Genomic DNA, 13758 nt, shown 5'->3' with positions numbered 1-13758 from the left:
GGTTTAAGCTTTAGGCCATGATCAGAACGAAGTGGAGCACGGCCGGTATTGTTGCCGCTTGTGCGGTGGCGAATTGGCTCATTGGCGTGGCGTTGATGAGCTTCGATATTGAGGAATACTCGCCGTCGTTTGAGGAGTACGGGCCCTATATCTGCACCGGGTTTGCGGTGGGCGTGCTGGGTATTATCGCCCTGCCCTTTGCCCTGGAGCACCAGCCGCGCGAGCTTTCCGACGTCGACTATGCCGGCTCCACCCGCAGCTTCATCGCTGGCTGCATCGTGCTGCTGGGGTCTAGCTCCTATTTTGGTGCGGCTAGTGGCGTCGTGGCTTTTATTTCCATGGTCTCGCGGCGCTCAACCTCGCGCTCGGTGGCCGCAGTGGCGTGCTTCGTGGCGGCATTTGCGATTGATACCATCTTCAACCCCTATATGGGCTGGGACGAGATCGGGTGGTTAGGTGTCATCTTCGTCGTGGTAGTGATGGTCGCGGGGTTATTGGTGGGCCAAAAGCGCGCCAATCTGCGCGAAAAGCGGTGGCGCGTGGAGCAGCAAGCCCGGATGAACCGGGAAGAGATGCGCGCCAAGGTGGAGCATGCAAGGCGAGAGGAACGCGAGAGCATCGCAAGGGATATGCACGATTCGCTCTCGCATCGGTTGAGCCTAGTGGCTATTCATGCGGGTGCGCTGAGCTATCCGCGCGAGGGCGTGCCGGAGGAGTTTACCGACGCAGCGCGCACCATCCGCACGGAGGCCCAGAACGCGGTCGAGGATTTGCGCACCGTCCTAAGCGCCTTGCGCGAAGATCTTTCCCAGGATCCACGCAGCGGCTTAGAGGAGCTGGTCGCGGCCGCGCGCGAGGCCGGCACGGAAGTGACGGTGACCTACGCGGACGGTACCGGCCCGGACGTTTTTGCCGGGTTGTCGACGATGGCGCAGCACGCCGTACACCGCGCAGTACAGGAGGGTCTGACGAACGCACGCAAGCACGCGCCCGGCCAGCCGGTAAGCATCACGGTGCGCGAGACGAGCGGCGCGGTAGACATCGAGATGCGCAACCCGCTCCCGGCGGCTAAGGCCGACGATCATGCGGGCAGTAGCGCCGGCGGCTACGGGCTGGTGGGCCTGCGCGAGCGCGTGGAGCTATCCGGCGGGCGCATGAATATCCACGTCGGCGAAGAAAGCGAGGAATTTGGATGGAGTATCCGTTTACCGCTAGCGCGCCAGGAGGCCACGCAATGAGCGAAATGAGTTGGCAACTGCGTCACCCCGATTATGGGCTTATGCGCATTGACCTAGAAGAAACCGCGGTCCGCGAGGGATGGACAGGAAAGTACTTAGACTCTAAGCGCAGTCTTTTTACTTCTACGGTCGACGGCAGTACGCGCAAACTCAGCTATACCGATACCGATGACTCGGCCTATAGCGTGGAATTTCTGCGCGGAAAGAGCGACGATAATGCGCCCGAAGACGCAGACCGCATCGAGCTGGTGGAGCGCAGTGGCTTCGTCGTGCCACTGTTTCGCGGGCAAGGCGCGAGGGTGATGTTTGCGGCGGTGGGGGAACCGGGCGTCGATAAGCGGCTGCATCGGGTGAACTTATGGACGTTGCTCTTGCAGACGGCGCTGACATTCATTGCGGCCACGCTAGTCATCGAATTTTTCCCCAAATTCTTCGAAAAGCTAAACGATATTCTCGTGCCCTCGTTCCTCAACGGCGTAGTGGTGGGCCACGCCAATATAGTGCCGGTAGTACTGGCGATCTTCGTGGCGCTTACAGTGGCGTATACGCCCGTTGCGTCGAAGTTCTGGCGCGCGCGGTGGAATCAACCAGTAGGAAAGGAAGCATGATGGCCGACGGCCTGCGCGTAGTGCTCGTTGACGACGAGGATCTAGTCCGCAGCGGCCTGCGCCTGCTGCTATCCAACGCGCCCGATATCGAGGTCGTGGCCGAGGCGAGCAATGGCCGAGACGCGGTGGCTACCGTCCTCGATGCGCAGCCCGATGTGGTGCTGATGGATATTCGCATGCCGGTCATGGATGGCATCGTGGCCGTGGAGAAGATCTTGTCGGTCCACGCCGTGCCGATAATCATGCTTACGGCCTTCGATACCGATTCCTTTATCCTGCGGGCCCTGCGCGCCGGGGCGGCCGGGTTCTTGCTCAAGTCGACGCCGCCGGAATCGCTCATGGCGGCCGTGCGCGCGGCCGCAGCGGGGCAACCGCTGTTGAGCCCGCAGGTCGTCGACAAGCTGGTAGGCATGCAAGACCCCGCGCTTGACGACGCCCATTCGCACCACACCCGCACCGCCCGCAACCACCTAGGTAGGCTTAGCTCCCGCGAGCGCGAAATCGCCGAGCTGGTGGCCCAGGGCTTGAATAATCAAGACATCGCCGACCAACTGGTGGTGTCCATGGCCACGGTGAAATCGCATATGCAGCATATTCTGAAAAAGATCGGCGGTACCAGCCGCGTGCACATCGCCATTATGGTCTTAGAGGCGCGTGGCTGAGGACGGAGAATCCTCCCTGCGGGGGATACCGCAGGTGCGGCGGGTCGGCTTAGACTGGTGCGCGTTATGAAGTTGTTCCGAAAATCCGACGCGATGCTCCAGCGCCCGCTGTGGCAGAAGCTCATCATTGCGGCGGTGGCAGTGATAGGCGATTTTGCCGTCTTTTCCGTCCGGTTTAGCGAGAGCGACGGATCGCCCGAAAGGCTGTTTATTTTTTCCGCGGTGATGGTCGGCACGTGGATCTTATTGCCCTTTGCTCTCCGCCATGCCGCCCGAGAGCGTGACCCGCGCAGCGCACAGCCCGGTCCGCGCAGCGCGTTGGTAGCCGCAACCATTATTTCGGCGACGGTGACGATTGCTGAGCCCCGCCCCTCGGTATTTATAGCGGCGTTTTCTGTGGCCTCGCGCCGCAGCCGGTTGTGGATGGCGACGGTATGTGCGGCCATGGTGGCCTCGAAGCTGGTCACTCTCGATCTATCTCGAAGCGAAGGGCTTAATGCTCCCGGGAAGCTGGGATTTTTCATTGCCATCATCCTCCCAGCAGTAGTGGTTTTAGTCGTCGGGTTGGTTCGCTCGAACCAGAAGGAGCGCACGATTGCGCTGCAGGCGCAGGCGGAGCTCACGCATGAGGAAATGGCCACGCGGGAAAACTTTGCGCGGCAGGAGGAGCGTGACCGGATTGCGCGGGATATGCACGATACACTCTCGCATCGGCTGAGCATGATTGCGGTCTATGCCGGCGGGCTTGCCTACCGCCAGGACTTGGATCCGGAGGAAACGCGGACATCCGCGCGCACGATTCGCGATGAAGCCGAGGCCGCCGTGGGGGACCTGCGCGAGGCTTTGCACTCGCTGCGCAGCGAGGGCCGCATTGACCCGCGCGAGGGCGTGGAATCGCTGGTGGAGCGCTCCCGCCGGGCGGGCATGGATGTGGAGGTGTGCTACCAGCAGGGAGCGGGGCCGCAGTCGCTGGCGGAGCTTAGCACCATGGGTGGCCACGCGCTCAACCGCGCGGTGCAGGAGGGCCTGACCAACGCCCGCAAGCACGCGCCGGGCGAGCCGGTGACCATCACTATCGCCGCGCTTGCCGACGCCCTGTCTATCACCATGTCCAACCCCGTCACCCCAGCCGGGAAGAAGGGGAGTGGGAACAGTGGCGGGTACGGGATCGTCGGCATGCGCGAGCGCGCTAGTGTGGTGGGCGGATCGCTGCAGGTAAACGATGAGGACGATAGGTTCTCGTGGACTCTGCGCCTGCCCAGGAAGGAAGTACAGTGAGTGAGATTCGTGTGGTGCTCGTCGATGATGAGCCGCTGCTGCGCCACGGCCTGCGCATGATCTTGGAAGGCGCGCCGGGCATCAGCGTCATCGGTGAGGCCGGAAACGGCAAGGAGGGAGTCGAGCTCATCCTGGCCGAGGAGCCGGACGTGGTGCTGATGGATATTCGCATGCCGGTCATGGACGGCATCGAGGCGACGGCGCAGCTGCATTCGCTGGCCGGCGCGCGTGATATCCCGGTGGTGATGCTCACCGCCTTTGATACCGACGAATTCATCCTGCACGCCCTGCGCGCAGGTGCCGTGGGCTTTTTGTTGAAGACGACGGCGCCGGAGGCGCTGGTGGCGTCGGTAAGAGCGGCGTCCCAAGGCCAGCAACAGCTCAGCCCGAAGGTGCTAGAAAACCTGGTGGGGCTGGCGGCCACACCAACGCCGCCGGAACAAGAGATGATTCAGCCTAGCGGGCTGGCCGAGCTGAGCGAGCGCGAAAATGAAATCGCCCAGCTGGTGGCCCAGGGGCTGAGCAACGCCGAGATTGCCGAGCAGCTATTCATCTCCCTGACCACGGTCAAGACGCACATGAAGCACATCCTGGCCAAGATCGATGGCACCAACCGGGTACACATCGCAATTGCGGTGCTCGGCGGCTAGTCGCGGCTGGGCTGGCCTGGGCAACTAAGGCCGGCGGAAAATGGCGGAGGCTAGGCCCACCAGCGCGATGACGCCGACGATAAGGGACGCCACCGGCCAGTACTGCGGGAAGTACTTGAGCGTGTAGCCGAATACTTGGCCGTCATCGAACTGCTGCCATAGCGCGAAGGGCATCCACCACAGCTTGGTTAGCGCCAGGATGGCGCCCACCAAGCCGGCGGCGACGCGGCTGCCTCCGCGGAGGAAGAAGCTCGCCGCAACCAGCAGTACGCCCGCAATGGTCAGGGCGAATAGGAGGGGAGTTTCGGTGCCCAGCGGAGAGCCGCGCAGCAGGAACTCGTGGTCGATTGCGTGTTGCTCAATGAGGGTATAACCATCGAGGACAACGTCGTCTGGGATTCCCATAGGTTAATTCTCCTTAATTGTGCCCGGAGCGGCTGGGGCGCCTGAGGTGGCATAGGGAAGGCCGACGGAAACGCGGAAATCTGCCACCTTAAAACCGGGTTGTACGTCAATTATAGACAATTCTGTCTTAGAGGGCGTAGTCTGAAACCCTTGACTCGATGCAAGGAGACAGTGTGAGTATTACCGGACTTCTCACAGGCATCGCCTTCGGTGCTGTGTTGCAGCGCGGGCGCTTCTGCGTAACCGGTATGCTGCGCGATATTTTCCTCAACAAGACCTGGCGCGGCTTTACCGCCCTGCTCATTTTGATTTCCGTGCATGCCTTTGGCCTGACTCTGTTGACAGGCACGGGCGTGCTTTCGCCGGAGATTAGTGATTTTAAGCCGGTAGCCGTCATCGTGGGCGGCTTCATCTTTGGCCTCGGCATTATCTTGTCCGGCGGTTGCGCCTCCGGCACGTGGTACCGCTCGGCCGAGGGCTTGGTCGGCTCGTGGATTGCGCTGCTGTTTTATGGGCTTTCGGCCGCGGCCATGAAGTCCGGCCCGCTGTCTGGCGCCAATGATTGGTTCAAGCAGTGGAGCCTCCCGGTCACCACCATCCATGGCGCGCTGCACATTTCACCGTGGATCCTGGTGGCGGTCTTGTGGGTCGTGACCTTCCTGCTGTGGCGCCACTACCGCGCCAAGGACGCCGGCCGCCCGAAGGTGGACCTGGGCCAGCCGTGGTACGCCAAGCCGCTGAACATGAATATCGCGGCGGTTGCTGTGGGCATCATCGGCACGGTGGGCTTTGTGCTTTCGGCCAACGCTGGCCGCAACGGCGGCCTCGGTATCACAACGCCGACCGCGGACATCGTCCGCTGGACCGCCACCGGTGATTCCGCGCGCATGAACTGGGGCACCCTGTTGGTCATCGGCCTATTGGTGGGCGCGTTTATCACTGCAAAGACCGCCGGCGAGTTCCGCGTGCGTGTCCCGGATGCACAGACTGCAACCCGTGCCATTTGGGGCGGCATCATGATGGGCGTGGGTGCGTCGCTGGCCGGCGGCTGCACCGTGGGCAACGGCATGGTGGAGACCTCCCTGTTTAGCTTCCAGGGCTGGGTATCGCTGTTCTTTATGGCCCTGGGCGTAGGTGCGGGCGCGCGCCTGTGGCTGAAACCCAAGAGTGAGCCGCAGCAGCCGCAGACCTACTCCACCGGGGAATCCGTGGATAACTCGGTGGTCTCCGCCGAGGATAAGGTGCTGCCGAGCTTTGCCACTGCCACCGGGGCGGTAGCGCTCAAGGCCAAGCCGCAGGCGAAGAACAAGGCCCGCGCGCTGGGCGGCGGGCGCTATGCGCTAGATACCCTTGGCGCGGTGTGCCCGTTCCCGCTGATTGAGGCCAAGCAGGTCATGGCGGAGCTGGAGGCGGGCGAGGCGCTGGTTATTGACTTTGACTGCACCCAGGCCACCGAATCCATTCCGCAGTGGGCGGCCGATGAGGGCCATGAGATTCGTGATTTCCATCGTTCGGGCGATGCGGGCTGGCAGGTCACGGTAGTCAAGGGCGGCTAATTACATCATTGTCAGCTACTATGTGGAGGCAGAAGAATCGAGCGTGATTCTTGTGCCTCCTTTGTGGTTTGAAAGAAGTTATCGCATGCCCGAGTTTGATGATAATTCCACCGCTGTTGCGGATATTTTGCATGCCTTCGCCGTCTTTGAGCGCGAGGAAGAACACGTGCTGGACGCGGAACTGCGTCTCAACGTCTATGCCAGCTAGGCCATGATCCGCGTCTTTGCTGCACTATTACCCTCGGCCGCCGCGCGCGAGCATTTGGTGCATACGCTGCGGCCCATCCACGCGGCAACTACTAATGAGCTGCGCTGGACGGATCCGGATAATTGGCATCTGACCATAGCGTTTTATGGCGAGCAGCCCAATGATGCCGCGGCGGTGCGCGAGCACCTAGCCCACGCGGTGGCAGGGCGCGCGGCGTTGGATGTGCGTTTAAGCGGTGCGGGGAGCTTTGAGCAGCGCACGCTGTGGGTGGGCGTCGGCGGGCAGGTGCGGGGAGTGCGGGAGTTGATGGCGGAGTGCCAGCTTGCCGACGTCCCCTTTAACCACCACCGTCCCCACCTCACCGTCGCGCGTGCCGGCCGGCGGACCCGTGAGCCGTGGGCGCTGGCGGATTATGTGCGCGCGTTATCGGTGTATCGGGGACCGGATTTTCGCGCGGACCGGGTCTGCCTTATGCAATCGCACTTGGGTGAGGGCCGCGGCGGCGGCCCACGCTACGAGGTGATAGAGGAGTATCCGCTGTTTTAAGCGGCGTGGGCCGTACGGACTTCGTGCACCAGGGAGTCGAGCTCCGCGCGGGTGGCCGTGCGGTCTGGGTGGGTGGTGCAGAAATCTAGCAGGAAGTAGCCGGCGTGTTGTACGGCAATGTGACGTGCCCAGAATTGGCGCACGGCATCGGGGTTATCCACGGCGAGGGACTGGATGGCGCGGCGCTCCGAGAGCAGCTCGTATTGCAGGTCGCGGCGTGCGGACAGTACGGCATCTGGGGTATTGACAAAAAGCAGACCGAGCAGGGTAGCCATGGACTCCATCGCGCGGACCTGGAGGCGGGCCTGATTGCGCACGGGGGCGCTGCGCTGCCATAGCCACAGCACCGCGGTGGCGATGAGGATGGACAAGATGATTTCGCCGCAGCGAGCTTGAATGGTGGGCAACAGAGGACGGGTGGCCGAGTTGCCCATGAGGAGGGCAAGTGGGGTGGAGAAGATAACGCAGATGGCGTAGTTCTTGGCCACGAAGATTTCGGCACAGAATTGGCACGCGGCCAGCGCGAGCAGGAGCGTCCAGCCACTGATGCCAAAGTAATGGAGGATAGAAAACAGCAGCACGCCGACGACGGAGCCGAGCATGCGGTGGATGCCGCGGACGGTGCCTGGCACGTGATCGGGTCCCCATTGCAGCATGAGGAAGGCAGAGACCACGCCCCAGTCCGGGCGGTCAAAGCCGAGGGTAAGGCCCACCAGTACGGTAATGGCCGCGGAAAGGACCACCTTTTGTGTCGTGACCATGGCGTGCGAATCTCGGACCGCGGCGCGGTACAGGCGGTAGCGGCCGGTGGGGCGGGTGTGCGGGATGGCGGTGCGATTCGGGTCGACGTCGGTGACATGATCGGTGAGCTGATCCGAATCGGCGCCCAAATCCAAGGCGCGGTTATGCGCCACGATGGTGTGCTGGGCCGCGAGGGTGCGATCCACTAGGTGGGCGCCCTGGGAGTCGATGACGCGGCCGCCGCGGATAATGTGGGCGTCGGAAAGCGCCTGCCAGGCAGTAAAGAGCGCGGTCTGCGCCTGGTGGTGGCGGGACAAGGAATCGTCGCGGTCATCCTTGAATGCGGCCGCGGCCTTTTCCAGTGCGGCGACCGCGCGGCGCTCGGGGCCGTGGGCGTCAATAAGGGCCGGCGCCATGCCGAGCACGAGGCTGGCTACCATGCCGGTCAGCGCCCAAAAGAGCAGCTGGCCCACGGTGACGTCGGTGCGCGCGAGCATTACCGAACCGCCGCCAACCATGACCAAGAAGAAGGTGCCTGGTGGCGGTAAGCGCAGGGCATTTTGGGCAAAGCCGCACACGGCGGCCAAAGCCGTGGTGTACAGGCCCGCCAGCAACAGCCACCAATGGCCGTGGCCAGGCGCAAAGATGAGGTGGCCTACCAGCACGCCCACGGCCGCGACGGTAATGAGTGCGGTGCCGGCGGTGAGCATGACGCGCGGGCGGGTGCGATAGGGGTGACCCTCGCCAAAGATGACGGTGAACGCGCCGGTGGAAATGAGCAGGATGGCGTAGTCGTGGCCGGTCAGCAGCGCGATGGCGCCGGGAATGAGAATCGCCAAGCCCGCGCGCAGGGCACTGGGCCAGCGCACCGAGGCGCTATTAAACGCGGTGAGCAACTGGGTGGTGCTGGGGCGCTGCGGGATGGGATAGTCAAGCTGGGTGGCCACGGAGCAGCAGGATCCTTTCTCGGCGGAGTTATCTGACCCGACTACCTTACGCCCGAAGCCACCTGCTTTACATGTCGGCGGCCGCGATGAGCCGGCGCGTGTAGTCTGTGCTGGGCGAGGACCATATGGAGTCGGTCGCTCCGTGCTCGATGAGCCGGCCGCGGTCAAGGACCGCAACGCTATCGCATAGGTGGCGCACCACCGCGAGATCGTGGGTGACAAAGAGCAGGGTGAGCTTGCGCTTGGCGATGACCCCCGCCAATAGCTCTAGCACCTGGGCGCGCACCGACATATCGAGGGCAGAGACGGCTTCATCGGCCAGCAAGATATCCGGCTCCCCGCACAGTGCGCGGGCGATGGAAATGCGTTGGCGCTGGCCGCCGGAGAACTCGTGCGGGAAGCGATCGAGGCTATCGGCCGGCAGGCCGACTTCCTCAAGCGCGGCCGCGGCGCGAGCGCGCTTATCGGCTTTGCCGAGGTTGCCGGGGATGGCCTCTGCGATGGATTTCCAGATTTTCAGGCGCGGGTTAAGCGAGCCTTGTGGGTCTTGGAAGACCATCTGCACGCGGCCGCGGACGTCGATGTCACCGCTCGTGGGCTGGTCGAGCCTGGCGATGAGCTTGAGCAGGCTGGTCTTGCCCGAGCCGGAGCCGCCCACGATGCCGAGGCGCTCGCCGTGGTGCACGCGCAGGTCGATACCATCGAGCGCCGCATGTGCGCCGTGTACCTTGCTGACCCCGCGTAGCGTCACCAGCGCATCTTCCGCCGCGGCCGGAGAAAGGCTCAGCTCCGGCGGCCGCGAGGAGGCGATGAGCGTGCGGGTATAGGGATGCTCGGGTTGGGCAAGCACGCGCTCGGTGGGACCGGATTCCACCACCGCGCCCTGGTGCATGACGAGGACGTTGGGGCACATGCGGCGGATAACGCCCAGGTCATGGGTGATAAATATCAGCGCGGTGCCGTGGGCCTTGGTCACGCGTTCGATAACGCGCAGCACGCCATCTTGGGTGGTGGCATCCAGCGCAGTGGTTGGTTCATCGCAGATGAGCAGGTCGGGGCGCCCGGCCATGGCCATGGCGATGAGCACGCGTTGGCGCTGCCCACCGGAGAGCTGATGCGGGAACCGGGAGGCGACATCGGCGGCTAGGTCCACCTCGTCGAGCGCGGCCGCGCAATCGCGCACCCCGGCCTGGGAGAGCTGCGTGCCTATGCGCATGAGCGGATCCAACGCGCTCATCGGCTCTTGGAAGACCATCGCCATGGTGGACCCGCGCAAGGGGCGGATGCGGGCATCGCGCGCGCCGATCACCTCGGTCCCATCCACAGTCACGGAGCCGCTCGCCCGCACCCCATCGGGCAGAAGGCCCATGATGGATAGCGCCGTGAGGGACTTGCCGGAGCCGGATTCACCAATGATGCCGAGCTTCTCGCCGGCCGCGAGCTCGATATTGATGGGGCCGAGTAGGGCAGTGGTGGACCCGGTGGCGGTAACCGTCAGGTCATCTACGTGGAGCAGGCTCATCGCGCGGATCCTTTCAGGCGGGGATCGAGGAGGTCACGGAGGGCGTCGCCAAGCAGGTTAAAGCCCAGCACCGTGGCAGCAATGGCAAGGCCAGGCCAGAAGGCCTGCAGGGGAGCGGTGCCCAGCAGCGACTGGGAATCTTGCAGCATCCGGCCCCAAGAGGCCGCCGGCGGGGCGGTGCCCAGGCCGAGGTAAGAAAGGCCGGCCTCGGCCAGGATGGCGAGGGCGAAGTAGACGGAGGCCTGCACAATGAGCAGCCCGGTGAGGTTGGGAAGGATATGGCGCAGCGCCACCTTCCAGCCCGGAACCGCGGAAATGCGCGCGGAGGAAATAAAGTCCTGCGTGATAACCTGCAGCGTGCCCGAACGCGCCACGCGGGCGAAGGAGGGAATGCCGGCGATGCCGATGGCAGCCATGGCCGTCAGCGTCGAAGGGCCCCACACCGCGCCGGCAATAATCGCCAACAGCAGCGCGGGGAAGGCAAGCAACAGATCCGCGCCGCGCATCACCAGCGCATCGGCCCACCTGCCGCGGCGCATGCCGGCCAGGATGCCCAAGGGCACTCCCACGAGGGCGGCGATGCCCACCGCAATGAGCCCGACGAAGACCGTAATCTGGGCACCCGCCATGATGCGGGAGGCGGTATCGCGCCCAAAGCGGTCCGTGCCCAGGAGGTGCTCGGCGCTGGGGCCAGCAAGGCGTACATCCGGGTGCGCCAGCGTCGGGTCATACGGCGTCCACACCAGCGAAAGTAGCGCTACCAGCACCGTGGCGGCGACGAGGAAGACGCCCAGCCAGCCAGAAAAACGCAGCTTCATTATTTCTCACCTGCCGTGATGCGCGGATCGATGAATCGGTAGGCCACATCCGTTAAGGCATTGACCACCAAGGCGAAGGCAACGAGGAGCATGACCAGGGTTTGCACCGTAGTCAGATCGCGCACCGATACCGCATCCAAGAGCATGGAACCAATACCGGGGATGACAAAGACGGATTCGATCACCACCGCTCCCACGACCATCGTGGTCAGTTGCACGCCCGCCACGGTAAGCACTGGCAGCGCCGCATTGCGCAGGCCATGGCGCTTGAGCGCCTCCCACGGAGACTGGCCGAGCGCACGAGCGGTGCGGATATAGTCCTGATGCAGCACATCAAGCACCGCCGAGCGCACATAGCGCGTGAGCATTGCGCCCTGCACCACGGCCAGCGCAATGACCGGCAAAATAAGGTGGCGGATAAACTCGCCCGCGCCCTGGTTCGGTGGCACCCACCCATTGGCCGGCAGCCAGCCCAGATGGACGGCAAAGATGGCCACCAGAATGATGCCGAGGAGGAAGCTTGGCACCGCAATGCCCAGCTGCGTGCCGGCCGACACCACATCCGCGCCGCGGGTACGGTTGCGCAGCGCCAGCCACATGCCCACCGGGATAGCCCCGGCCAGCGCCAGCAGCATCGCCAGGCCAATGAGGATGAGCGTGACTTGGGCGCGGTCTAGCACCAGCGGCGTAATATCCTGCTGCGAGGACAAAGACTGCCCAAAGTTTCCGGTAAATAGGCCCTTTACCCACTCCCAATACTGCGTAAGCAGCGGGCGGTCCAGCCCTAGTTCGGAGCTCAGCTTGCCGACGGCCTCTTCGGTCGCATTGACCCCCAGCGCCACCCGCGCCGGGTTGCCCGGCACCGCGCGCATGAGCGCAAAAATGATGATGGAGGCTACAAAGAGCGTCAACGCGAAGCGCAGCAGCGGGCGCACGATGGCGCGCCCCGTGGTGCGAAGGGAACTCATCGGGCCTCCTTTTCGGTGTTTTCTGCGGCGGTGGTTTTGGCGTCCATGTCCCCGTCCGCGTCGGCAGAGGTCAGGTCGCGCAGGATGAGCGCGTCAGTGACCTGATCCGGATGCAATCCGCGCACGCCGGCGCGGGTGAGCACGATATTGGGCATATTCATTAGCGTCAGCGCGCCCGCATCAGCCATGATCTGGTCCACGGCCTGCGCCATGCGCTTGGGGTAGTCCTTCTCGGGCGCGGTATCGGCCTGGGCCAAAAGCGCGCGGGTGCGTGGGGAATCGTAGTTGAGGTAATAGTCCGGATCGCCGAACAAGGTGGGCACATCGCGCGGCTCCACGTGGGAGATGAGCGACATCTGATAGTCTTTCGCGCCCATGACCTGGCCTAGCCACACGGCTGGGAATTCGGCGGATTCCAGTGTCACCTTAAAACCAACCTCAGTAAGCTGCGAGTACAGCAGCTCGGCGACGGTCTGGGCGTAGGGCAGCGTCGGCGTAGTTAGCGTAATTTCGGCGCCTTCCGCGCCGGCCTCCGCGAGCAGTTGGCGGGCCTTGTCTGGGTCGTAGTCGTAGTAGTGCTTGTCCTCGAACCACGGATCCGTTGGCGGGATGGGTGCGCCGCCGGTGTCTTTAGCCATCCCATTCCACAAAATGTCATTGGCTGCCGAGCGGTCCACGGCATAGGCCACGGCCTGGCGCACCCGTGGATCGTCGAAAGGCGCGCGGGCATTATTCATGGACAACAGCACCTCACCATTGGTGGTGCCGACCTCGGTAGCGATGCCCTCTTTGACGTCATCAAGAAGCTCCGGGTTTTGCACGCCCCAGACCACGTCCACGCCGCCGGCCTGCAGCGCATTGACCGAGGAGATGGTATCCGGGAAATAGCGCACCGTGACATCCTGTGCGGCGGGCTTTCCCCAATATCCGTCGCGAACGTGCAGCTCTACGAATTCCGAGGGCGCAAAGCGGGAAACCTCATAGGGGCCGGTTCCCACCGGCTGGGCGGCGAGGTTATCCATGCCGTGTGGCGTCATCATCGCGCCGGTAGCTGTTCCCATGGACCACAGCCAGCCATTCGACGGCTGCTTGAGGCGCACCTTAAGCGTGTGATCCTCGGCTGCGGTGACCTTGTCTACCGGATCCATGGCGGCGGCGATGCCGTTGGTCCACTTCTCGCGCACGTAGTTAATGGAAAAGGCGGCGGTCTCAGCGTTGAAGGCATCGCCATTGGAAAAGGTGACGCCCTTGCGCAGGTGGAAAGTATAAGTGCGGGCGTCATCGCTGATATCCCACGAAGTGGCAAGCCCTGGGGTGATGGAGCCGTCTTCATCGATGCGCACGAGGGTCTCGTACACGTTGTCCATAAGCACGGCAGGGATGGCGGCGCCACCGGTGGTGGTGAAATCCAGCGAGGTGGCGGCCGATGTGGAGGCCACGGTGAGGGCAGAAGGTGCGGCGTCGCTGCCTGTCTGGGTGGTATCAACCACCGCGGTATGGCCCGCGGAACATGCCGAGAGGGTTCCTACAGCGGCCGCCATGGCGAGGCTGCCCAGCGCCCTGCCGGCGCGAAATCTTCTCATAGAAAGCAGGGTAGCCGGTGGGTATAGC

At 63.7% G+C, this 13758-nt stretch carries 14 protein-coding genes; 8 read left to right on the top strand and 6 right to left on the bottom strand.

Features of this window, described 5'->3' with window-relative positions:
- Window positions 1-17: 17 nt before the first annotated feature.
- The 5 genes from QP884_RS02935 (at window position 18) to QP884_RS02915 (ending at window position 4436) form a co-directional block, all read left to right on the top strand.
- The gene (locus QP884_RS02935; RefSeq protein WP_284820617.1) at window positions 18-1238 is read left to right on the top strand and encodes a sensor histidine kinase; all 1221 of its coding nucleotides are present in this window, start codon (window positions 18-20) and stop codon (window positions 1236-1238) included.
- Window positions 1235-1846 (top strand): hypothetical protein, encoded by a 612-nt coding sequence (locus tag QP884_RS02930; protein ID WP_284820616.1) that lies wholly within the window; start codon window positions 1235-1237, stop codon window positions 1844-1846. The genes QP884_RS02935 and QP884_RS02930 overlap by 4 nt, the downstream gene beginning before the upstream one ends.
- Complete coding sequence (locus QP884_RS02925; protein ID WP_250409404.1) at window positions 1843-2508, top strand: response regulator; 666 nt, start codon at window positions 1843-1845, stop codon at window positions 2506-2508. Before QP884_RS02930 ends, QP884_RS02925 begins: the two co-directional genes overlap by 4 nt.
- 66 nt (window positions 2509-2574) lie before the next feature.
- Entirely contained in the window at window positions 2575-3786 is a 1212-nt protein-coding gene (locus QP884_RS02920; RefSeq protein ID WP_284820613.1) for a sensor histidine kinase, read from the top strand.
- Window positions 3783-4436: a response regulator gene (locus tag QP884_RS02915; RefSeq protein WP_250412488.1), complete on the top strand. Its 654-nt coding sequence runs from the start codon at window positions 3783-3785 to the stop codon at window positions 4434-4436. The genes QP884_RS02920 and QP884_RS02915 overlap by 4 nt, the downstream gene beginning before the upstream one ends.
- A gap of 24 nt (window positions 4437-4460) precedes the next feature.
- On the opposite strand, the gene QP884_RS02910 is transcribed toward QP884_RS02915, so the two are convergent.
- A complete protein-coding gene (locus QP884_RS02910) occupies window positions 4461-4841 on the bottom strand; it encodes a hypothetical protein (RefSeq protein ID WP_023020971.1) in 381 nt (126 codons plus the stop codon).
- A gap of 173 nt (window positions 4842-5014) precedes the next feature.
- Here QP884_RS02910 and QP884_RS02905 point away from each other — a divergent pair, with 173 nt between their 5' ends.
- The 3 genes from QP884_RS02905 (at window position 5015) to thpR (ending at window position 7151) form a co-directional block, all read left to right on the top strand.
- Window positions 5015-6397: a YeeE/YedE thiosulfate transporter family protein gene (locus QP884_RS02905; protein ID WP_284820611.1), complete on the top strand. Its 1383-nt coding sequence runs from the start codon at window positions 5015-5017 to the stop codon at window positions 6395-6397.
- Between the two features lie 85 nt (window positions 6398-6482).
- Complete coding sequence (locus QP884_RS02900; RefSeq protein ID WP_005324145.1) at window positions 6483-6605, top strand: hypothetical protein; 123 nt, start codon at window positions 6483-6485, stop codon at window positions 6603-6605.
- 3 nt (window positions 6606-6608) lie between these two features.
- Entirely contained in the window at window positions 6609-7151 is a 543-nt protein-coding gene (thpR, locus tag QP884_RS02895) for an RNA 2',3'-cyclic phosphodiesterase (protein ID WP_284820609.1), read from the top strand.
- Here thpR and QP884_RS02890 read toward each other — a convergent pair.
- The 5 genes from QP884_RS02890 to QP884_RS02870 all read right to left on the bottom strand — a co-directional run bounded on the left by QP884_RS02890 (window position 7148) and on the right by QP884_RS02870 (window position 13730).
- The gene (locus QP884_RS02890; RefSeq protein ID WP_284820607.1) at window positions 7148-8839 is read right to left on the bottom strand and encodes an FUSC family protein; all 1692 of its coding nucleotides are present in this window, start codon (window positions 8837-8839) and stop codon (window positions 7148-7150) included. The genes thpR and QP884_RS02890 overlap by 4 nt on opposite strands.
- A 67-nt stretch (window positions 8840-8906) precedes the next feature.
- Window positions 8907-10361 (bottom strand): ABC transporter ATP-binding protein, encoded by a 1455-nt coding sequence (locus QP884_RS02885; protein WP_284820606.1) that lies wholly within the window; start codon window positions 10359-10361, stop codon window positions 8907-8909.
- Window positions 10358-11179, bottom strand: a complete 822-nt coding sequence (locus tag QP884_RS02880) for an ABC transporter permease (protein WP_284820605.1) — start codon at window positions 11177-11179, stop codon at window positions 10358-10360. The genes QP884_RS02885 and QP884_RS02880 overlap by 4 nt, the downstream gene beginning before the upstream one ends.
- Window positions 11179-12147: an ABC transporter permease gene (locus QP884_RS02875; protein ID WP_284820604.1), complete on the bottom strand. Its 969-nt coding sequence runs from the start codon at window positions 12145-12147 to the stop codon at window positions 11179-11181. Before QP884_RS02875 ends, QP884_RS02880 begins: the two co-directional genes overlap by 1 nt.
- Window positions 12144-13730, bottom strand: coding sequence for an ABC transporter substrate-binding protein (locus QP884_RS02870; protein WP_284820603.1), 1587 nt, complete (start codon window positions 13728-13730; stop codon window positions 12144-12146). The genes QP884_RS02875 and QP884_RS02870 overlap by 4 nt, the downstream gene beginning before the upstream one ends.
- Window positions 13731-13758 lie beyond the last annotated feature (28 nt).

It is taken from the genome of Corynebacterium tuberculostearicum, assembly GCF_030229345.1.
In the GTDB taxonomy this organism is placed as follows: Bacteria; Actinomycetota; Actinomycetes; order Mycobacteriales; family Mycobacteriaceae; genus Corynebacterium; species Corynebacterium tuberculostearicum_G.
Note: the sequence above shows the minus strand (reverse complement) of the source record. Positions and strands in the feature narration are given on the sequence as shown.